Source organism: Streptomyces sp. NPDC051214 (assembly GCF_040682375.1).
In the GTDB taxonomy this organism is placed as follows: domain Bacteria; phylum Actinomycetota; class Actinomycetes; order Streptomycetales; family Streptomycetaceae; genus Streptomyces.
Map to the genome: position 1 here is coordinate 704353 of NZ_JBFBAT010000002.1, position 21429 is coordinate 725781.

The following is a 21429-nucleotide window of genomic DNA, read 5'->3' on the forward strand; positions in this document are numbered from 1 at the left end:
GGGCGCAGACCCGCCCGCCCCTGCCCGCCCCTCGGGTCCCGCGATCCCGCCGTTCACGCCAGCCCCAGGGCGAACACCGCGAACCCGGCCGCCAAGAGCCCGGCGAGGACCCTTCGCGGGGGTGTGGCGCGCTTCCACGGAGATTCGAAGCCGCGGGTGTAGCGGCCTATCAGCAGCAGGATCCCTCCGAAGACCGGCAGCCAGGCGATCCGGGCGGCTATCCAAGCCCAGCTGTCCGGTCCCGCCGTCAGCCCTGGCACCGTGCCGCCGAGGAACGATGCGGGCACGGCCGCCGCGAGCATCGCGGTCTGGTGCCAGCAAAGGATCGTCATCGCCGACAGATTGATCACCACCACCGGCGCCCACAGGGCGGGCCTGCGCAGCAACTTTCCGATGCGATCCCGCAGCAGGATCGCCGCGCCACTCTGCGCGGCGGCCAGCGCCAGGACCAGCAGCGACGGTGGGTGGGAGTTCGTCCGGGCCTCGCCAGGGACCCCCACCATCGACGCCGGGTAGTGGAAGACGAACAGCAGGGCGGCGAAGAGGGCTGTCCCCCCGACGAGCAGCAGCCACGCCCCACGCCTGCCCAGCTTCCTCTCGCCCCAACTGACGCCCAGTTGGTAGGCGAACATCCAGCCGGGCAGCAGATTCAACAGGCTCAGCCAGGACGGCATGGCGTCCCCGAGCGGGCCGTAGCGCAGGAAGTCGACGACGGCGACCGAGCCGAGCAGCGGCGCCGCGGCCCAGGCACCGAGCCGCTCGGCGGCCTTGATGCACCAGGGCGTGAGCGCGGTGATCACCGCGTAGATCCCCACGAACCACAGCGGCTGTATCACCAGCGTGGACCCCGTGCGCAGAGTCGTGCCCGGCACCCCCATCGCGTACAGCAGGGGGATCAACGCGGCCCAGACGGCTGTCACGCCTAGGACCGGACGTCCCAGGCGCGCCACGCGCCCGTGAAGCCAGCGCCTCGTCGACTCCCCGCGCGCCGCGGCCCGCCGGTACGACAGGACAGAGGCATAGCCGCCCACCAAGAAGAAGATGCCGAGCATCTGCAGCACCCAACTCAGCGGCGCGAAGAACCCGAACGACTCCAGAGGGCTCGCGTTGTGCAGTGCGCCGTCCGCGTCGCGCGTGAATCCGCCGAGCAGCCAGTGCCCGATCGGCACGGCGAGCAGGGCGAGCGCTCGCAACCCGTCTATGGCCCGGTCACGATGCGCGGGCGTCTTGGCGTCGATCGCCGAAGCCGCCTTGCGCAGGCTGGTCAGTGCGTTGAGGCTCATGGCCGCTCTCCGATGGGGCGGGCCTCGACGGAAGACGCACTTCCGCCGGTGCCGTTGTTGCCGAGGTTGCCGATGTCAGGGGTGCCGGGGGCAGCGGTCTCCGCGATGGCGGCGAAGGCCTGGAGGGAGTCCGTCCCCGGGGCGAAGTAGCCGGTGTGCCCCTTGGCTCGCTCCGCGGGAACGCGTCGGGCGCCGAACCCCGGATCGGCCGGGTCCTCGCCATGGCCGAGGCCGAACAGCTCGACGTTCGGCACGTCACCGATCCAGTCGCTGTCGTCCTTGGCCGCCCACACGCGGGCGGAGGTGCGCAGCTCGGCCACGCTGTCCGCACGCATGCCGGGGGAGCCGAGCACCACCAGGTCGGATGCCGGGAGTTGCGGGGCCGCCAGGCCGCACACCACCGAGCCGTAGCTGTGGCAGAACACGGCGGGGCGTGGCGTGCCGGTCGCCGTCAGACCTTGCGCGAACCGTGCGAGCCGTGGCGCACCCGCCTGTGCCAGGCGCCCCGTCGCGGCGTCGGGGCCGAGGCCGACCGGGGTGGTGTACCCGACCCACGCCACCACGGCCGTGTCGTCGCCCGCCGCGGCGCGCAGGGAGCGTGCCATCCCGGCCGGTGTGCCGTACTCGTCGTTCGAGCGGTCGAAGGTGCTCAGGTCCATGTCCGACCCCGGCACGACCACGGATACGTGGCGGGCTCTCGCCAAGTCCCCGTACACCTCCGCTACTTGTCCCCGGCCACGCGGATCGAACGCGAGTATCTGCCGGCCGGGGCGCAGGAGCTCCTCGTATCGCGACACAAGGGCTCGGGAGCGCTCATGGTCCTGCGGGGTGAGGCTCGGGTCGCTCTCGCGGTTCTGCTCACGGGCGCTTTCGGCCTTGAGGTAGCGGGAGTTGGCCTCGAAGCGCAGCGCGCTCGGGGCTCCGTCCAGGTTGCCGACGACCGAGGGGTGCCGTGCAGCCAGCCTGTGCTGCTGCACCTCGCTCAACGAGTGGAAGAACGCTGTGACCCGGGCGGGGGACGCGGCCACCGGATCAGGCAGCCGGACCCCCCACGTATGGTCCGCACGCCAGGCCTGGGTGCCTGGCGGTGGGCCCGTGATCGGCTGCTGCTCGTTGCCGACCGCCCAGCCGGTCGTACCCGCCACGATCGTCGTCGTGAGCGCCGCGGCGATCAGTGTCCGCTTGCTGCGGGTCTTCCAGCTCCCGCGGGCTTTCCAAGAACGAAGGCGCATGGCCCGTCTCCCTCCCCAACTCGTGGCACGCTCTGGCGTGACGAGGGAAAAGTAGGGAGACGGTGCCTGTCGGCACCTCACACTGGGGAGCCAACTTGCAGGTCATACCGGGGTATGTGCAGCTCATACCTCGGTATGGGGGCGAGGGTTCTACTGCTCTCCGGGGGTGACCAGCCCTGACTCATAGGCGAAGATCACGGCCTGTGCGCGGTCCCGCAGGTCCAGCTTGGACAGCACCTTGCCGATATGGGTCTTCACGGTCTGCTCGGCGAGGACCAGCCGCTCGGCGATCTCCTGGTTGGACAGACCGCGCGCGATCAGCACCAATACCTCGGTCTCACGCGCCGTCAGGCCGTTCAGCCGCAGCGACTGATCGGTGCGCGGCCGCTGCTTGGCGAAGTCCGTGATCAGGCGACGGGTCACGGACGGAGCGAGCAGTGCGTCGCCCGCCGCCACCACGCGCACCGCCGAGATCAGATCGGCGGGCGGGGCGTCCTTGAGGAGGAACCCCGATGCTCCGGCGCGCAGCGCCTCGTACACGTAGTCGTCCACGTCGAAGGTGGTGAGCATCAGCACCTTCGGCACGTGGACCACGCCGGGTGGTGGGTCCAACAGGGCACGTGCCGCGTTGAGTCCGTCCATCTCCGGCATCCGGACGTCCATCAGGACGACATCGGGGTGGGTGTTGCGGCTGACGTCGACACCGGCCTTGCCGTTCGGTGCCTGGCCCACGACGTCGATGTCGCTCTGGGCCGAAAGGAGTGCGGCGAAGCCGGCCCGCACCATGTTCTGGTCATCGACGATGATCACGCGGATGGTCATGCGGTGCCGGATTCCTTCGTGCTGAGGGGGAGTTGGGCCGCCACACGGAACCCGCCGTCGGGCAGCGGCCCGGCGTCGACCGTGCCGCCGACCAACCGTACGCGTTCGCGCATGCCCACGAGCCCGTGACCTGTGCCGCTGTGCTCCAACGAGTCGGGTGCCTTGGTGGGCGGGCCGTTGACCACGAGGATCAGCAGATGCTCCTCGTCCAGGGTCACGGTGATGGTGGTGCGTGCTCCCGGCGCGTGCCGCATCACGTTCGACAGGGCTTCCTGGACGATGCGGTAGGCGGACAGGTCGACGGCCGGGGTGACGTCGGCCAGTTCGGTGAGCACCGACAGCTCGGGACGCGACAGGTCGATCGGTATGCCGGCCCGCACCGTGGCCTCCACCAGATGCGGCAGTCGGCTGAGCCCCGGCTGCGGGGCCCGCTCGCCGGTTGTGTCCTCGCTGCGCAGCACGGCGAGCAACCGCCGCATCTCGGTGAGGGATTCACGGGCGCTCGCCGCGATGCTCCCGAACTCCGCTCGCGCCGCGTCCGGAAGACCGACGAGGCGGTAGGGCGCGGAATCGGCCTGCACCGTGATCACCGACATGTGGTGGGCGACCACGTCGTGCAACTCCCGGGCGATGCGGGCTCGTTCTTCCAGGAGCGTGCGCTGGGAGCGCTCGGCCTCGCTGATCGTCTCCTGCTCGACGAGTCTGCGCTGTGCGTCGCCGCGCTCGCGCAGCAGCGCGCCGAGCAGCAGCGCGACGCCGCTCAGCACGATCAGGAGCACGCTGGTGTCCTGGCTGCCGTCGTCGCGGAACGCCCCGAGGACGAGGCTCACCACGACGGTGACCAGCCAGATTCCCAGGAGGGTGCGGCGACTTTCGCGCAGGGACAGCAGAAGACACACGACCACGTAACCCACGATGATCATGGCCGTCCACGGGGCGGGGCGGTCGTCGCCCAGGGACAGCGTCACGATCGCCCCGAGGATGTCCGCGGCGATGATGATGCACCAGGCGGCCAACGGCCGGCTGACCGCCAGCAGCAGCGGCGCGGCCTGGGCGACCCCGAGGGCGCCCGCCAGGCCGCCGCTCACCCCGTAGTCGTTCGTCAGCACCTGCGTGGTGACCGGGATGAGCACCGCGACGAAACCCAGCGCGGTGATCATGGGGAGCAGTCGCATCCAGCGCCTGGGCGCCCGCGCGAGAGGTGGCTCCGTCCGCCCGGCGGGCGTCGAGAGGAAGGCCCCTGCCCTGCCGAGCGCTTCCCGGACGCCGGCGGCCGCACGGCGAGAAGCGGCCCGGCGCCCGTCCGGCTCGGTGGCCGGTGGGCGGGGGTCCTGGTCAGGTGGTGTCGTTGCGCTGCTCATTGCTCGATCAGCGTAGGCAAGAAGCACGCCCCGCGCCGTCGTACCGCGGAGCTGACCCGCACCTCATACCCAGGTACCAACCAGGCGCCCCGCGATACCCAGGTATGACCCGGCCCGGGACCCCACGGCCCCGCCGAACGACAGCTCCGCCAGGTCACAGCTCGGCCAGGTCACAGCTCCGCCAGCAGCTCGGCCTTCTTCATGGTGAATTCCTCGTCCGTCAGCAGACCGGACTGGTGCAGCTCACCGAGGTGCCGGATGCGCTCCGCGATGTCCGCCGGGTCGCGACGGGCCACCGGAGCGTTGACAGGGACCGTGCCGGGTGTCAGGGCCGCGCCCGACGACCGCACCGCGGCGAGCACCGACGCCGCGAACGGCAGCGACTCGTGCACCGGCCCGTACCCGAGGCCGAACACGACGGCCGCGGGATCCTGGTCCGCCTGGGCGGGCTGGGCGACCGGGGTCTCACGGCGCAGCAGTCGCAGATGGCCCTCGAAGACCTCGGGGGAGCGCCACTCGACGCCGCTCAGGTCCGTCACCAGGAAACTCTGGTCGCCGGCTTTCCACTTCGCGGACGAAGCGCCCGTCCAGAACCACCGGAAGGCCACCGACTTGCCGTCGAAGGACGCCTTCCCGTCGTACGCCTTGAACTGCAGCGGAGTCTCCGGGGCGGCCACCAGGTAGCGGTCCGGGGGCCCGCAGTCGCCCTCCGAGAGCTGGGCCCGCAGCTCGTCCGCGTAGTACTCGGCGAGCGTCTCCCGCTCGGCGGGCAGCACGAGTCGATACGGGTCGCAGCCGTCCTTGAGCTGGCCCGCGGCCGCCTCCATCAGCGGATCGGCCCCCGGTCTCGGCACGGCGTGCAGGACGACCGTCCCGCGCTTGCCAGGAGTCAGTGTCACCGCCGCGATCGCCTCGTGAGGGATGCGGCGTTCGCCGAGCGCCTGAAGGAGCTTCGGCGTGCGGATCCCCCGTTCGAAGCGGATGAGCACGGAGTCGGACTCGAACTCCCAGGCGGCATGAAATCCGGCCAGTACGTCACCCATGCGGCTCATCGTAGGCGGCACGCGCGCCTCCGTCCCTCCTGCGGCGTGCCGCTGTTTTGTCGATTTCTACGCGCGTCAGGCCACTGTCGCGCCGGAAAATTCCTTCCGGCAGGTGTCATCCCCGCTCGCACACTGCACCGAGCGGTATGAACCGATGCCGATGTCGGCGAAGTTCTTGAGGCTCTCCGTACCCGGCTCGAAATAGCCGGTGTGGCCGATCGCGCCGCGCGCGGAGAGCACGCGGGCGCCGAAGTCCCGGGAGACGGGGTCAGCACCGTGGCCGAGCCCGCCGACCTCCATGTTTGGCACATCCTGGATCCAGTCGTCGCCGTCCCTTGTGGCCCAGATCCGGGCTCCTGTGCCCAGCTGTGTCGCCGTGTCCGCGCGCATGCCGGGACTGCCCGCGACCGCGATGTCGGAAACGCGGGAGGGCAGCTGTCGTGCGGCGACCCCGCACACCACCGAGCCGTAGCTGTGGCAGTACAGCGCGACGGGCGAATGCCCCGGCAGGCCACGGACCAGGGAATTGAGCCGGATCGCGCCCTCATCGGCACGCATGGACGTGGCGGCGTCGACACCGAGTCCGACGGGCGCGGTGTAGTCGGCCCAGGCGATCACGGCGGTACGCGCGCGTGGGCTCGCCGAGTGCTCCGCGCCGTACAGGGCCTTCGCCATGCCGACAGGCGCCGAGTACTTGCGGTTCGTCCGCTCGAAGGTCAGCACGTTCGTGTCCACGCCCGGCACCACGACCGACACCCTGGAGGCCCGGTCGAGGTTGCCGAAGACCTCGGCGATGCGCCCCGTCCCCATGGGGTCGAAGGACAGCACCTGCCGCCCCGGGCGCATCATCACGCCGAAGCGCTTCATTCTTCGCTCCGCCTCCTGTTGCCCGACAAGGGAGAGCCGGTTGTCGTGCATGCGCTGTCGCTCGGTCTTGCGCGCTTGCCCCAGGGCGATGTGGTTCGCGCGATATCGCAGCTCTACGGGGGCACCGTTCATGTTGCCGACCGCAAGGGGATAGCGGGTGGCGAGGCGGGTGCGCTGTTGCGCGTCGAGCGACGCGAAGAAGTGGGCGAGCTTGCCGGCCGGGGCGCCGGCGTCGGGCAGGTCCCGTCCACCGATGTGACCGCGCTCCCAGGCGGAGAGCGAGGCCGCGAGCGGCGATGCGGCGTCCTTGTGGTGGCGTACCGCTGTCCAGCCCGTGGTCGCGAGCATGACGAACACGACGGCGAGCGCAAGCAGTGCGCGCCAGGCGTTGAGTTGAGGGGAGGAGTCGAAGGAAGTCACTACGGAACACCCTAGGAGAATCGTGATGCCTACCGTGCACCGGGTGAGGCAGATCACGTTTCCTCTGGGGTAATTGAGGCATAGCGGGCGCACTTTGGGCGCTTTCGTCACGCTCCGTAGGTGGCGCATGAGCGCTGTGCGCCCGCGCGTACCGCTACTGACGGTGCATCAATCAAACACGTAACGTGTTGATTTGTTCGACGGGTCGGTCCGTCGGGTGACCCGCCCTGGGGTGTGCGCGGCGTCACTCCGAGCGCCAGTTCTCCGTCAACGCAGGTCCCAGATGGTCGAGATAGGTCTCGGTGATCGCGCGGATCGATTCCACGCTCGAGTCCTCGCCCGCGCCCCACAGTCGCCCGGTCACGCGCATCACGCCGCTGAAAGCGGCCACCACCACGCGCGGTCGTGGGTCGGTGTCCAGGTCGAGCCCCTCACGCTCGGCGATCACGCACGCGATCTCCTCCTCCATCTCGATGGAGCGGCGCAGGTGGGCGGCGAGCAAGGAAGGGGTGGACTCGATCATCTGGTAGGTCCGCATGTGCAGTTCGACCGGGACGACCTCTTCGATGGACCGGCCCATCGCGTCCCAGGCCCCGAGGACGGCACCGCGCAGCGCCACGAACGGTGTTTCGTCGGCGGGGCGTTCGCGCAGCGTCTCCACGAACCGCCGCTCCACCATCTCCTGTACGGCGAAGGCGGTCTCCTGCTTGTTGGCGAAGTACCGGAAGAACGTGCGCTGGGAGACGTCGACCGCCTCGGCGATCTCGTCGACCGTCGTCTCCTCGAACCCCTTGGTGGTGAAGAGCTCCAGCGCGGCGCGCAACAGCGCGTCACGGGTGCGCTGCTTCTTGCGCTCGCGCAGGCCGGGCCGAGAGGGCTCGACGGACATGTCTCCGGAGGTCTCGGCCTGCGGTTTCGCGGGGTCCGCCGCTCGCTGCTCGGTCCTCACGCCATGACCCTCTTTCCACCGTTCTGACCAGCTCACCATACCTGTGAGCTACGTGACAGTTACCGACTTGTGAATTGGTTTGTCAACTGTCAGCGGCTGACACTAGCCTCGAACGCATGACTAGTCAGATCACCGTCGACAAGGCGGACAAGGAGCCGGAGCCGTCGTCCGCTCCGGCCCCGGCCAAGGGGCTCCGCGGCCACCCTTGGCTGACGCTCTTCTCCGTCGCGATCGGCGTGATGATGGTCGCCCTGGACGGCACCATCGTGGCGATCGCCAATCCGGCCATCGCCAAGGACCTCGGCACCTCCATGGCCGGAGTCCAGTGGATCACCAACGGCTACCTCCTCGCGCTCGCCGTCGCGCTGATCACCGCCGGCAAGCTCGGTGACCGGTTCGGCCACCGTCAGACCTTCCTGATAGGCGTGGCGGGCTTCGCCCTCGCCTCGGGCGCCATCGGGTTCTCCAGCAGCGTCGGCCTGGTCGTCGCCTTCCGTGTGCTCCAGGGCCTCTTCGGAGCGCTGCTCATGCCGGCCGCGCTCGGTCTGCTGCGCGCCACCTTCCCCGCCGAGAAGCTGAACATGGCGATCGGCATCTGGGGCATGGTCATCGGCGCCTCGACCGCGGGCGGCCCCATCGTCGGCGGTCTGCTCGTCGAGCACGTCAGCTGGCAGTCCGTGTTCTTCATCAACGTGCCGGTCGGCGTCATCGCGCTCGTCCTCGGCCTGGTGATCCTCAAGGACCACCGCGCGGAGAACGCGCCGAAGTCCTTCGACATCCCCGGCATCGTCCTGCTGTCGGGCGGCATGTTCGCGCTGATCCTGGCCCTCATCAAGGGCTCGGAGTGGGGTTGGGGCGGCTCCACGACGCTGCTCTTCCTCGCCGGTGCCGTGGTTCTCTTCGTGCTCTTCGCCTTCTGGGAGACGAAGGTCAAGGAACCGCTCATCCCGCTGGGCATGTTCAAGTCCGTGCCGCTGTCCGCGGGCGTGGTGCTCATGATCCTGATGGCGTTCGCCTTCATGGGCGGCCTGTTCTTCGTCACGTTCTATCTGCAGAACGTGCATGGGATGAGCCCCGTCGACAGCGGTCTGCACCTCCTGCCGCTGACGGCCATGATGATCGTGGCCTCGCCGATCGCCGGCGCGCTCATCACCAAGTTCGGCCCGCGCGTCCCGCTCGTCGGCGGCATGGTGGCCACGGCCGTCGCGATGTTCGGCATGTCCACGATGACGACGGACACCGCGACGCTGCCGATGTCGCTCTGGCTCGGACTGCTCGGCCTCGGCCTCGCGCCCGTGATGGTGGGAGCCACCGAGGTCATCGTCGGCAACGCCCCGCTGGAGCTGTCCGGCGTGGCAGGCGGCCTCCAGCAAGCCGGCATGCAGGTCGGCGGCGCGCTCGGCACGGCCGTGCTCGGTGCGGTGATGGCCGCCCGGGTCGACAAGGACCTTCCCGCGAACTGGGCGGACGCCAAGCTTCCGCCCATGACGCCGGACCAGCTCGACCAGGCGTCCGCCGCGATCGAGATGGGCGGGGCCCCGGTCCCGCCGAAGGCGCCGGAGCCGGTCGCCGAGGCGATCACCTCGGTCGCGCATGACACGTTCGTGTCCGGCATGGGCCTGGCCTTCACCGTCGCCGGTGTCGTCGCCGTCGTCGCGGCCCTGGTCGCCACGGCGACCAAGCGAGGAGCCAACGCCGACGCGGGCGCCGGAGTCGGGCACATCTAGCCGCGCCCCCATCCGGCGGCGAGTACCTGTCAGGGCTCGCATCCAGGCACGCGTCAGGCACACGTCAGGCACGCATCGCGCACGCATCAGGGAAAGCCCCTCAGGGTCAAACTGGGGGGCTTTCGCCTATCTGGGTGACGCACATCCGTACCCCTTCCGACGGAGCTAGCGAGTGGGTCACAGTTCTGGCAAGTGATCCACACGACACGGGAGTTGATGCAGATGCGTACGTCCAAGCCCACGACCTTCGCCGTGGCCGCGCTCGCCACAGTGATCCTCACCCCCGCACACGCCGGAGCCACGACACCGGCCACACAGGCCGGCCTCGCGACACCCGCGAAGCACGCCGGGGCCGCCGCGCCACCCTCGCTCGCCGGGTGCGGGCCGGGGGAGCTCTGCCTGTGGGGCAAGGCGAAGTTCAAAGGGGCCCGACAGACGTACGAGCTGTCCGAGATCGACATCGAGAGCTGTGTAGCGCTGCCGGAGGGGGGGCAGCGCTCAAGCGATCGCCAACCGCACCGGCCGGCCGGTCACCACGTATCAATCCGCGGAGTGCGGCGAGACGGGCGAGTTCGACACATATCCGGGGGGTGGCACCTGGGTCCCCGAATCGCCCTATCGCGTACGGGCGTTCAAGGTCTGGGAGTCCTGACAGGAGGCACCACCCCGACCTGAGGAGCACCCTCGGCCGGAGCGGCGGCACCGGCACCCGCACCCGCACCTGCACCCGCCCCCGCATCCGGCCCGGCACCGGCACCCGCACCGGCACCCGCACCCGCCTCCGCCACGTCAGGCTCTGCCCCGCCCGACAGCGCGGTCACCTGTGCCCTCAGGGCTCGCACCTCCGTCGTCAGCGCCTCGATCGCCGCCGTCTGGCGCCGCTCCTCGACGTCGTCCCGGTCGAAGCGCGAGATGAACCAGGCCGCGATGTTGGCGGTGACCACACCCAGAAGCGCGATGCCCGACAGCATCAGCCCGACCGCGAGGATGCGGCCGAGCCCGGTCGTCGGCGCGTGATCGCCGTAGCCGACGGTGGTCATCGTGGTGAAGGACCACCACACCGCGTCGCCAAGGGTCTTGATGTTGCCGTTCGGTGACTCCCGCTCCACCGAGAGAACGGCCAGCGAACCGAACATGAGGAGGCCCACGACAGCGCCGGCGACGTAGGTCGTCAGCTGAATCTGCGACGCCATCCGGGCCCGGCGCCCGACCAGCAGCAGAGTCGAGACCAGCCGCAGCAACCGCAGCGGCTGCAGCATCGGGAGGAGGACAGCACAGAGGTCGAGCCAGTGCGAGCGGACGAACTGCTTGCGGTGGTCGGTGAGATAGAGGCGTACGAGGTAGTCGACGGCGAACGAAGCCCAGACGATCCACTCCACCACCGTGCAGGCGGTTCCGACGCTCTTGCTCGCGTCGGGCACCACGATGGGCACGGCATAGGCGACGGCGAAGGCCACCGCGAGCACGAGCAGCGGAGTCTGGGTGCGTAGCTCCCAACGGAGTTGTGCCGGCCGGTGCTTTTCGGGCGCTTCCATGCGCGCATCGTAGGAAACGCCGGAGGGCGGCGGGAGCCACCGCCCCACCGCCCTCCGAACGTCCTACGTGCTACAGGTGCCGCGTGCTACAGGTGCCGCGCGACCATGCGGCCACGGCTATCGCCGTAAGGCGCGCATGGCCTAGGCGTCGCCTCCGGCAGCGCCCGGGTCGGCCGCCGTGACGTCGAGCAGCTGGTAGCGGTCGATGGCCTGCTTCAGCACGGAGCGGTCGAGCTTGCCCTCGCGGGCCAGCTCGGTGAGCACGCCGACCACGATCGACTGGGCGTCGATGTGGAAGAAGCGGCGGGCCGCACCGCGGGTGTCCGCGAAGCCGAAGCCGTCGGCGCCCAGCGACTGGTAGGTGCCGGGGACCCAGCGGGAGATCTGGTCGGGGACGCTCCGCATCCAGTCGGAGACGGCCACGAACGGGCCCTCGGCGCCGGACAGCTTCTGCGTCACGTACGGGGTGCGCTGCTCCTCCTCGGGGTGCAGGAGGTTGTGGCGCTCCACGTCGACCGCCTCGCGGCGCAGTTCGTTCCAGGAGGTCGCCGACCAGACGTCCGCCTTGACGTTCCACTCCGAGGCGAGGATCTGCTGGGCCTCGACCGCCCACGGGACCGCGACACCGGAGGCGAGGATCTGGGCCGGGATGGCGCCCTGCTCGCCCGTCTTGAAGCGGTAGATGCCCTTGAGGATGCCGTCGACGTCCACATCGGCGGGCTCGGCCGGGTGCTGGATCGGCTCGTTGTAGACGGTGAGGTAGTAGAAGACGTCCTCGCTGTCGGGGCCGTACATCCGGCGCAGGCCGTCCTTGACGATGTGCGCGATCTCGTAGCCGAAGGCCGGGTCGTAGGCGACGCAGCCCGGGTTGGTCGAGGCGAGCAGCTGCGAGTGGCCGTCCGCGTGCTGGAGGCCCTCGCCGGTCAGCGTCGTGCGGCCGGCGGTGGCGCCCAGGACGAAGCCGCGGGCCAGCTGGTCGGCCATCTGCCAGAACTGGTCGCCGGTGCGCTGGAAACCGAACATCGAGTAGAAGACGTACACGGGGATCAGCGGTTCGCCGTGGGTGGCGTAGGCCGAGCCCGCGGCGATCAGCGAGGCCGTGCAGCCGGCCTCGGAGATGCCGTCGTGCAGCATCTGGCCGGTCGGGGACTCCTTGTAGGCGAGGAGCAGCTCGCGGTCGACGGCCTCGTACTGCTGGCCGAGCGGGTTGTAGATCTTCGCGCTCGGGAAGAAGGCGTCCATGCCGAAGGTGCGGTACTCGTCGGGGGCGATCAGCACGAAGCGCTTGCCGATCTCCTTGTCCCGCATGAGGTCCTTCAGGATGCGGACGAACGCCATGGTCGTGGCGATCGACTGCTGACCCGAGCCCTTCTTCGCGGTCGCGTACGTCTTGTCCTCGGGGAGCGGGAGGGGCTTGGCGCGGACGACGCGGGTCGGGACGTAACCGCCGAGGCCCTGGCGGCGGTCGTGCATGTACTGGATCTCTTCCGAGTCACGGCCCGGGTGGTAGTACGGCGGGGCGCCGCCCTCCAGCTGCTTGTCCGTGATCGGGATGTGCAGGCGGTCGCGGAAGCCCTTGAGGTCGTCGACCGTCAGCTTCTTCATCTGGTGGGTGGCGTTGCGGCCCTCGAAGTTCGGGCCGAGCGTCCAGCCCTTGACCGTCTGCGCCAGGATGACGGTCGGCTGGCCCTTGTGGGCCTTGGCGGCCGCGTACGCCGCGTAGACCTTCTTGTGGTCGTGGCCGCCGCGGCCCAGGTGCAGGATCTGCTCGTCGGTCATGTTCTCGACCATGGAGCGCAGGCGGTGGTCGTCGCCGAAGAAGTGCTCACGGATGTACGAGCCGGTCTCGGTCGCGTACGTCTGGAACTGGCCGTCGGGCGTGGTGTTGAGCCGGTTGACCAGGACGCCGTCGCGGTCCTGGGCGAGCAGCGGGTCCCAGCTGCGGTCCCAGACCAGCTTGATGACGTTCCAGCCGGCGCCGCGGAACTGCGACTCCAGTTCCTGGATGATCTTGCCGTTGCCGCGCACCGGACCGTCGAGGCGCTGGAGGTTGCAGTTGACGACGAAGGTCAGGTTGTCCAGGCCCTCGCGGGCGGCGATGGAGAGCTGGCCGAGCGACTCGGGCTCGTCCATCTCGCCGTCACCGAGGTAGGCCCAGACGTGCGACTTGGAGGTGTCGGCGATGCCGCGCGCCTCCATGTAGCGGTTCATCCGCGCCTGGAAGATCGCGCCGAGCGGGCCGAGGCCCATCGAGACGGTCGGGAACTCCCAGAAGTCCGGCATCAGACGCGGGTGCGGGTAGGACGAAAGCCCGTTCGGGGCCTTCGACTTCTCCTGGCGGAACGCGTCGAGCTGCTGCTCGGAGAGCCGGTCGAGGAGGAACGCGCGGGCGTAGATGCCGGGGGACGCGTGCCCCTGGAAGAAGATCTGGTCGCCGCCGTCGCCCTCGTCCTTGCCGCGGAAGAAGTGGTTGAAGCCCACGTCGTAGAGCGAGGCCGAGGAGGCGAAGGTGGCGATGTGGCCGCCGACCCCGATGCCGGGACGCTGGGCGCGCGACACCATCACCGCGGCGTTCCAGCGGGTCGCGTTCAGGACCTTGCGCTCGATCTCCTCGTTGCCGGGGAAGAACGGCTCGTCCTTGGTGGCGATCGTGTTGATGTAGTCCGTGCTGCGCATCTCGGGCACGGCGACGCGCTTCTCGCGCGCGCGTTCGATGAGCCGGAGCATCAGGTAGCGGGCCCGCTCGCGGCCGCGTTCGTCGACCGCGGCATCGAGGGAGTCGAGCCACTCCTGGGTCTCTTCGGGATCGAAGTCCGGGACCTGACTCGGCAGGCCGCCAATGATGATCGGGTTGCGATCGGATCCGGAAGCCACGCTGTTCCTTCGCTGTTGGGGCTTTCGCCTGGGTTCTGCCTGGCTGTGAGACGTTCCCCATCGTGTACCGCGTAGACGCAATCGTCATCTCTACTGAGGGGTAACCGACGGGTCCGCCCGGCGGCCCTGGGGTAGGCTCGACCAAATCGCAACGATACGCCCATCCCGCCTAGCCGGTTCGTAAGACCGTTCGGACCTCAGTTCCGATCGGTGTCGCGCGAGCGAAGTGCGAGCGGAGCAGGATCTGGCAGGTGGGCCTTGAGTTGCGGCGACACGGCCGGGAACGTCACCGTTTCAGCGGTCTTGACGGCCGGGTACTTGCGCGATCCGGCCCGTCCGTGTGGACTACCGCCAATGTCCCGCGCACGCGCGTGGATGAAGGCATTCCCGAAAACATGATCAGGAGGCAAGCCGTGAGCGCGACCGCGGACCACGCGGAGGAGCGGACCAACCCTGCCGCGAGGCTGGGTTTCCAGCCCGAGCAGGTGGTCCAGGAGATCGGCTACGACGACGATGTCGATCAGGAGCTCCGCGAGGCCATTGAAGGGGTGATCGGCAGTGAGCTCGTCGACGAGGACTACGACGACACTGCTGACGCCGTGGTGCTGTGGTTCCGCGAGGACGACGGCGACCTGACGGATGCGCTGGTGGACGCCACCCAGCTGATCGAAGAAGGCGGCGACCTCTGGCTGATGACGCCCAAGACAGGCCGTGACGGCTATGTCGAGCCGAGCGACATCAACGAAGCAGCCCAGACCGCCGGCCTCGCTCAGACCAAGAGCATCAACGCGGGCAAGGACTGGACGGGCAGCCGTCTGGTCACGCCGAAGGCGGCAGCCAAGAAGCGGTGAAGCTGCCGCTCAGGCAGCAGGAAGTCGACTGAGCCAATCGCCGTGAGCCCCCACCGACGCAAGCCGGTGGGGGCTCACGCGTGCGTGTGGGGGCGCGAGCGTCGCGCGGAAGGCGCCCGCCCTGCGGGGTGAGGCGCCCGCCCTGCGGGGTGATCGGACGAAACGTCCGTTGCGTAGGGTGGTCATCACCCGAACAGCCCCACCGAAGGGATGCGAACTCATGGCGCTCGCCGGCATCGCGACCGACACCAAGGCCCCGGACTTCGAGCTGAAGGACAATCACGGCCGGACCGTGCGGCTGTCGGACTTCCGCGGCGAGAAGAACGTGGTGCTGCTCTTCTATCCGTTCGCGTTCACCGGTGTGTGCACGGGCGAGCTCTGCGCGCTGCGCGACGAGCTGCCGAAGTTCGTCAACGACGACACCCAGCTCCTCGCCGTCTCGAACGACTCCATCCACACCCTGCGCGTCTTCGCCGAACAGGAGGGCCTGGAGTACCCGCTGCTCTCCGATTTCTGGCCGCACGGCGAGGCGTCGCGCGCCTACGGAGTCTTCGACGAGGACAAGGGCTGCGCGGTGCGCGGCACGTTCATCATCGACAAGGAGGGTGTGGTGCGCTGGACTGTCGTGAACGGCCTGCCGGACGCCCGCGATCTGAACGACTACGTCAAGGCGCTCGGCACCCTGTGATTCCTCAGGGGTGACACCCTGTGATTCTTCAGGTGCAGAGCCTGTGGCGGCCGGGAACCGGTCACTAGGATCCACTCGTTGATCCGATGGCAAAGCACGACTGGGGCTCCCCGCCCCTGGACATCAATTTGGGAGGATTTGTGGGAGTCAGCCTCAGCAAGGGCGGCAACGTATCGCTGAGCAAGGAGGCCCCCGGCCTGACCGCGGTTCTGGTCGGCCTGGGCTGGGATGTCCGTACCACCACCGGTACGGACTTCGACCTCGACGCCAGCGCCATCCTGACGAATGCCGAGGGCAAGGTCAGCAGCGACGGCAACTTCGTGTTCTTCAACAACCTGAAGAGCCCGGACGGGTCCGTCGAGCACACCGGTGACAACACCACCGGTGAGGGCGAGGGCGACGACGAGGCGATCAAGGTCGACCTGGCCGCCGTCCCGGCCGACGTGGACAAGATCGTCTTCCCGGTCTCGATCTACGACGCCGAGACCCGCCAACAGTCGTTCGGCCAGGTCCGCAACGCGTTCATCCGCGTCGTGAACCAGGCGGGCGGCGCGGAGATCGCGCGGTACGACCTCTCCGAGGACGCCTCGACGGAGACCGCGATGGTCTTCGGCGAGCTGTACCGCAACGGAGCGGAGTGGAAGTTCCGCGCCGTCGGCCAGGGCTACGCCTCGGGCCTGCGCGGCATCGCGCAGGACTTCGGCGTCAACGTCTGAGCCGAGTAACGCCCTCCGCCTGTCGTCCGGCGCCGCACACCACGAGTGCGGCGCCGGACGCGCTCACCATTCTTGATCTCGAACCACGGGGAGGACCACATCATGGGCGTCACGCTCGCCAAGGGAGGCAACGTCTCCCTCTCCAAGGCCGCACCGAACCTCACGCAGGTACTGATCGGCCTCGGCTGGGACGCGCGCTCCACGACCGGCGCACCCTTCGACCTCGACGCCAGCGCGCTGATGTGCAACTCGGGCCGGGTCATCGGCGACGAGTGGTTCGTCTTCTACAACAACCTGAAGAGCCCGGACGGCTCCGTCGAACACACCGGCGACAACCTCACGGGTGAGGGTGACGGTGACGACGAGTCGCTCCTGATCGACCTCTCCAAGGTTCCGGTCAACTGCGACAAGATCGTCTTCCCTGTCTCGATCCATGAGGCGGACAACCGTGGCCAGACGTTCGGCCAGGTCAGCAACGCTTTCATCCGCGTGGTCAACCAAGCCGACCACCAGGAGTTGGCGCGTTACGACCTCTCCGAGGACGCCTCCACGGAGACCGCGATGATCTTCGGCGAGGTGTACCGCTATGGCGGGGAGTGGAAGTTCCGTGCCGTTGGGCAGGGGTACGCGTCGGGTCTGCGGGGCATCGCTCTAGACTTCGGGGTCAATGTTTCGTAAAGCCGGGGACCGGCGCGGGGGAGACCGCTAAACGGGAGCCCGTACACACACGATTGGGTAGCCAGTGCTTCTGAAAACCTTCGGCTGGTCGTTCGCGGTTACCGCGCTCGGCCTGGTCGCGGCGGTGTTCTACGGGGGGTGGACCGGTTTCGGGATCGTGGCGATCCTGTCCATCCTCGAGATCTCGCTGTCCTTCGACAACGCGGTGGTCAACGCCGGGATCCTGAAGAAGATGAGTGCCTTCTGGCAGAAGATCTTCCTCACCATCGGTGTGCTGATCGCCGTTTTCGGCATGCGGCTCGTTTTCCCCGTCGCGATCGTGGCCATCAGCGCCAAGATCGGCCCGATCGAGGCTGTGCGTCTCGCGCTCAACGACAAGGACCAGTACCAGCAGCTGGTGACCGACGCTCACCCGTCGATCGCCGCGTTCGGTGGCATGTTCCTGTTGATGATCTTCCTCGACTTCATTTTCGAGGACCGTGACATCAAGTGGCTCGGCTGGCTCGAGCGCCCGCTGGCCAAGCTCGGCAAGATCGACATGCTGTCGGCCTGCATCGCGCTCATCGTCCTGATGATCGCCGCGATGACCGTCGCCACCAACGCCCACCAGCACGGCGGCACACATGTGGACAAGGCGGAGACGGTGCTGCTCTCCGGCGTCGCCGGTCTCATCACCTATCTCATCGTGGGCGGACTCTCCGGGTTCTTCGAGAACAAACTCGAGGAAGAGGAGGAGCGCGAGCACGAGGAGGAGGAAGAGGCCAGGAAGAGCGGCAAGAAGGTTCCTGCCGTCGTCATGGCCGGCAAGGCCGCGTTCTTCATGTTCCTCTACCTCGAGGTCCTGGACGCGTCGTTCTCCTTCGACGGCGTCATCGGTGCCTTCGCCATCACCAACGACATCGTCCTGATGGCGCTCGGCCTGGGCATCGGCGCGATGTACGTCCGTTCGCTCACCGTCTACCTGGTCCGCCAGGGCACCCTCGACGACTACGTCTACCTCGAGCACGGCGCGCACTACGCGATCGGCGCCCTCGCCGCGATCCTGCTCATCACGATCCAGTACGAGATCCACGAGGTCATCACCGGCCTCGTCGGTGTCGTCCTGATCGCCTGGTCCTTCATCTCCTCCGTCATGCGCAACAAGCGCATCGCGGCCGAGGAGGGCAAGGGCTCGGGCTCGGACGAGAAGACCGAGGTTCCTTCCGGCGTCTGACGCGGGGTCCGACCCGTCCCCGGAGTGTGACGCGGGGCCGAGTGAGGAACGCTTCTGAGCGGGGCGGCCATCGAGGACGAGTCCTCCTGGCCGCCCCGTCGCATTCGTAAGGGGCCCCTGGGGCTCCGGCACTTTTTTGGGGGCGGCGATGTCCTTCTGGGACGGTTTGTGGCGTGGGCGCTCGATGGACTACGAGTCGGGCAGCGCGGCGACGAACTCCATCGAACTCACGAAGCGGCACCCGACGGTCTCGCTCAACAAACAGGGCGCGGCCACCGGCAATCTCCGGGTCAACCTCTCCTGGCAGATGCGTACGTCCGACATCATCGGCAAGCCCAAGGGCGGCGGCCTGCTGCGGCATCCCTTCCGGATGTTCCAGCCCGACGTGGTGCAGGCGCACACCCAGGGCGTGGTCAACGTCGACCTCGACCTCGGCTGTCTGTACGAGACGGTGGACGGCGCCAAGGGCGTCGTACAGCCGCTGGGCAGCTTCTTCGGGGACCTGAACGCGCCGCCGTACGTGAAGCTCAGCGGCGACGACCGGTTCGGTTCGCCGTCGGGCGAGACGATCTACGTGAACCTGGACCACCGTGAGTCGATCAAGAGGCTGCTCTTCTTCGCGTACATCTACGACCAGACGCCCGCCTTCGACCGCACGCACGCCAAGGTGACGCTCTACCCCAGCAACGGACCGCGGATCGAGATCGACCTGGACGAGCGCCAGCCGCAGGCCCGCTCCTGCGCGATATTCACGCTGGAGAACGTCAAGGACGAGCTGGTCGTGCGCCGTGAGGTGAAGTTCGTGTACGGCTTCCAGGCCGAGCTCGACCGGCTGTACGGCTGGGGGCTGCAGTGGGGCCGCGGCTACAAGACGAAAGTCGGCGGCGCCTGAAGCGCCTCACCGGCCCCGCGTGCCCGGCCCGCCCCGCGCCCTCAGCGTGCGAGGAACTGCGGCCCCTGCGGCGGCAGCCGGAAGTTCGGGTCGGGCATCGGGGCCACGGGCTGCGGATAGCCGTAACTGGGCTGCGGGACCGGCGCCGCGTGCGCGGGCGCGTGCTGCGGGTAGCCGTAGGACGGCTGCGGGGCGGGCTGGTGGCGCGGCGGCTCGGGAGGGTAGCCGTACGAGGGCTGCGGGGCCGGGGCGGGGAAGGGCTGCGGAGGCGGAGCCTGCGTGGCGGGCGCGGGCAGCGGCCGGCGCTGGGGATGCGGCTGCGGGAGCGAGGCCTCGGTCGTCGGCTCGGGCACCGCCTCGGACTCGTCCACGGAGATGCCGAAGTCGCCGGCCAGACCCTCCAGGCCGTTCAGATATCCCTCGCCCAGGGCGCGGAACTTCCAGACGTCGCCGCGGCGGTAGAGCTCGCCGCAGATCAGGGCCGTCTCGGCGCCCGTCTGCGGGGTGATGTCGAAGTAGGCGAGCGGTTCGGCCTCGGACGCGCCCGCGTCGTACAGCAGGATGCGCAGCGCGCGTACGTTCTCGAAGGCGACGTTTTCGGCGGACGCGACGAGCAGGACTCGGTTCACCGCGGGATCCAGGCCCGCCATGTCCGTCTGGATCGTGTCGGTCAGGCCCTCGGAGAGGCCCTGCGAGACGCGCTTCTTGCCAAGCCGCCACACCGTCCCGGACGGGTGGCGTGGCTGGTTGTAGAAGACGAAGTCCTCATCGGACCGGACGCGGCCGTCGGCGCCGAGCAACAGGGCCGACGCGTCGACGTCCGGGACGCCCTGCCCGGGGGTCCAGCGCAGCACGGCGCGGACGGCCGTGGCTTCGAGCGGGACGTTCGACCCCTTCAACATCGCGTGCGTCATGCGGTCATCCTGCCTTCCCGGGTTTGGACGGGACAACGCGGGGGTGACGGTGTGTGGCCTGTGTGTCTGTCATGGCCGAGTTACTTGAATTTCATGCCCGTGGGGAACCCTTGACACCCGTCCCTACGTACTATTACCGGCCACATCACGTCGGGTCGCGCCGACGAGTACAGGGGAAATCATGCGTCATTTCGGGCATATAGCCCCAGAGGTGCGACAGCGTCTCTTCCATCGGGAGCCGTGCGCCTTCACCGCGGACGCCTCCCCGCGCCTGCTCGCCGCCGCCCTGGGAGCCACGCTCTACAGCCCGGCCACGCGCCCCCGCCTCGCCGACGACATCCTGAAGCAGGCGGGCCGTGGCGTGATCTCGATGGTCCTCTGCCTCGAGGACTCGATCGATGACGCCGAGGTCGTCGGCGCCGAGGAGAACCTGGTCAGGCAGTTCGCCGACCTGGCCGAGCGGGACGGCGCGGAGCCGCCGCTCCTCTTCATCCGGGTCCGCGCCCCCGAACAGATAGCCGACCTGGCGGCCCGCCTCGGACCCGGCATCCGGCTCCTCTCCGGATTCGTGCTGCCCAAGTTCACCGAGGAGCGTGGTGTCGCCTTCCTGGAGTCGCTCGCCGCGGCGGAAGCCGCCACCGGCCGCCGGCTCTTCGCGATGCCCGTCCTCGAATCGGCCGAGCTGCTGCACCTGGAGAGCCGCTCCGAGACCCTCGCCGGGATCGCCCGCACCGTCGACAAGTACCGCGAGCGGGTGCTCGCGCTGCGCCTCGGCGTCACCGACTTCTGCTCGGCGTACGGACTGCGCAGACCGCCCCACATGACCGCGTACGACGTCCACATCGTGGCCTCCGTCATCGCCGACGTCGTCAACCACCTCGGCAGGGCCGACGGCACGGGCTTCACCGTGACCGGCCCGGTGTGGGAGTACTTCCGCGCCCAGGAGCGCATGTTCAAGCCGCAGCTGCGCCGCAGTCCCTTCCTGGAGGGCCGTGCGGAAGAACTGCGCCAGGCGCTCATCGAGCACGACATCGACGGGCTGCTGCGCGAGATCGAGCTCGACCGGGCCAACGGCCTGCTCGGCAAGACCTGCATCCACCCCTCGCACGTGCTGCCCGTGCACGCGCTCTCGGTCGTCAGCCACGAGGAGTTCAGCGACGCCGAGGACATCCTGCGCCCCGACCGGGACGGCGGCGGGGTCATGCGCTCGGCGTACACGAACAAGATGAACGAGGTGAAGCCGCACCGCGCCTGGGCCGAGCGGACCCTCCAGCGCGCCGAGGTCTTCGGCGTCGCCCGCGAGGACATCGGCTTCGTGGAGCTGCTCACCGCCGGGCTCTCCGGCTGACCACCGGGACTCCCCC

18 protein-coding genes and 1 pseudogene are annotated in these 21429 nt (G+C 68.9%); 9 read left to right on the forward strand and 10 right to left on the reverse strand.

Translation table 11 applies throughout. The features are described 5' to 3' along the window. Positions 1–53: 53 nt before the first annotated feature. The 7 genes from AB0M70_RS07515 to AB0M70_RS07545 form a co-directional block, all read right to left on the reverse strand. On the reverse strand, positions 54–1283 hold the full coding sequence (locus AB0M70_RS07515; RefSeq protein ID WP_365817323.1) for an acyltransferase: 1230 nt from the start codon (positions 1281–1283) through the stop codon (positions 54–56). Continuing rightward, entirely contained in the window at positions 1280–2515 is a 1236-nt protein-coding gene (locus tag AB0M70_RS07520) for an alpha/beta hydrolase (protein ID WP_365817325.1), read from the reverse strand. The genes AB0M70_RS07515 and AB0M70_RS07520 overlap by 4 nt, the downstream gene beginning before the upstream one ends. Positions 2516–2665: 150 nt before the next feature. Further along, on the reverse strand, positions 2666–3337 hold the full coding sequence (locus tag AB0M70_RS07525) for a response regulator transcription factor (protein ID WP_365817327.1): 672 nt from the start codon (positions 3335–3337) through the stop codon (positions 2666–2668). Continuing rightward, positions 3334–4698, reverse strand: a complete 1365-nt coding sequence (locus AB0M70_RS07530; RefSeq protein ID WP_365817329.1) for a histidine kinase — start codon at positions 4696–4698, stop codon at positions 3334–3336. The genes AB0M70_RS07525 and AB0M70_RS07530 overlap by 4 nt, the downstream gene beginning before the upstream one ends. A gap of 170 nt (positions 4699–4868) precedes the next feature. Beyond that, positions 4869–5750 (reverse strand): DUF4429 domain-containing protein, encoded by an 882-nt coding sequence (locus tag AB0M70_RS07535; protein ID WP_365817611.1) that lies wholly within the window; start codon positions 5748–5750, stop codon positions 4869–4871. 66 nt (positions 5751–5816) lie between these two features. Further along, the gene (locus AB0M70_RS07540) at positions 5817–7028 is read right to left on the reverse strand and encodes an alpha/beta hydrolase (RefSeq protein ID WP_365817331.1); all 1212 of its coding nucleotides are present in this window, start codon (positions 7026–7028) and stop codon (positions 5817–5819) included. Positions 7029–7272: 244 nt separating this feature from the next. Continuing rightward, entirely contained in the window at positions 7273–7917 is a 645-nt protein-coding gene (locus AB0M70_RS07545) for a TetR family transcriptional regulator (protein WP_365817613.1), read from the reverse strand. 176 nt (positions 7918–8093) lie between these two features. Between AB0M70_RS07545 and AB0M70_RS07550 the strand changes: the two genes are divergently transcribed. Further along, positions 8094–9704: an MFS transporter gene (locus AB0M70_RS07550; RefSeq protein ID WP_365817333.1), complete on the forward strand. Its 1611-nt coding sequence runs from the start codon at positions 8094–8096 to the stop codon at positions 9702–9704. Positions 9705–9926: 222 nt separating this feature from the next. Further along, positions 9927–10356: pseudogene (locus AB0M70_RS07555) on the forward strand (peptidase inhibitor family I36 protein). On the opposite strand, the gene AB0M70_RS07560 reads toward AB0M70_RS07555, so the two are convergent. Continuing rightward, positions 10337–11239, reverse strand: a complete 903-nt coding sequence (locus AB0M70_RS07560; protein ID WP_365817335.1) for a potassium channel family protein — start codon at positions 11237–11239, stop codon at positions 10337–10339. The pseudogene AB0M70_RS07555 and the gene AB0M70_RS07560 sit on opposite strands and share 20 nt — an antisense overlap. Positions 11240–11380: 141 nt before the next feature. After that, on the reverse strand, positions 11381–14113 hold the full coding sequence (gene aceE, locus AB0M70_RS07565; protein WP_365817337.1) for a pyruvate dehydrogenase (acetyl-transferring), homodimeric type: 2733 nt from the start codon (positions 14111–14113) through the stop codon (positions 11381–11383). A 413-nt stretch (positions 14114–14526) separates the two neighbouring features. Between aceE and AB0M70_RS07570 the strand changes: the two genes are divergently transcribed. The 6 genes from AB0M70_RS07570 to AB0M70_RS07595 all read left to right on the forward strand — a co-directional run bounded on the left by AB0M70_RS07570 (position 14527) and on the right by AB0M70_RS07595 (position 19151). Further along, positions 14527–14964 carry a DUF3052 domain-containing protein gene (locus AB0M70_RS07570; RefSeq protein WP_361189495.1) on the forward strand — a complete coding sequence of 146 codons (438 nt, stop codon included), beginning with the start codon at positions 14527–14529 and terminating at the stop codon, positions 14962–14964. Between the two features lie 220 nt (positions 14965–15184). Then, the gene (locus AB0M70_RS07575) at positions 15185–15652 is read left to right on the forward strand and encodes a peroxiredoxin (protein WP_363208502.1); all 468 of its coding nucleotides are present in this window, start codon (positions 15185–15187) and stop codon (positions 15650–15652) included. A 140-nt stretch (positions 15653–15792) separates the two neighbouring features. Beyond that, the gene (locus AB0M70_RS07580) at positions 15793–16368 is read left to right on the forward strand and encodes a TerD family protein (protein ID WP_361827689.1); all 576 of its coding nucleotides are present in this window, start codon (positions 15793–15795) and stop codon (positions 16366–16368) included. 102 nt (positions 16369–16470) lie between these two features. Next, positions 16471–17046, forward strand: a complete 576-nt coding sequence (locus AB0M70_RS07585; RefSeq protein WP_365817340.1) for a TerD family protein — start codon at positions 16471–16473, stop codon at positions 17044–17046. Positions 17047–17110: 64 nt separating this feature from the next. Further along, a complete protein-coding gene (locus AB0M70_RS07590; protein WP_365817342.1) occupies positions 17111–18259 on the forward strand; it encodes a DUF475 domain-containing protein in 1149 nt (382 codons plus the stop codon). Positions 18260–18407: 148 nt separating this feature from the next. Further along, positions 18408–19151, forward strand: a complete 744-nt coding sequence (locus tag AB0M70_RS07595) for a Tellurium resistance (RefSeq protein WP_363208500.1) — start codon at positions 18408–18410, stop codon at positions 19149–19151. Between the two features lie 41 nt (positions 19152–19192). Here the strand turns inward: AB0M70_RS07595 and AB0M70_RS07600 are convergent, their stop codons facing one another. Next, entirely contained in the window at positions 19193–20065 is an 873-nt protein-coding gene (locus tag AB0M70_RS07600; protein ID WP_365817344.1) for a TerD family protein, read from the reverse strand. 181 nt (positions 20066–20246) lie between these two features. Between AB0M70_RS07600 and AB0M70_RS07605 the strand changes: the two genes are divergently transcribed. Further along, the gene (locus AB0M70_RS07605) at positions 20247–21413 is read left to right on the forward strand and encodes an HpcH/HpaI aldolase/citrate lyase family protein (protein WP_365817346.1); all 1167 of its coding nucleotides are present in this window, start codon (positions 20247–20249) and stop codon (positions 21411–21413) included. Positions 21414–21429: the final 16 nt, after the last annotated feature.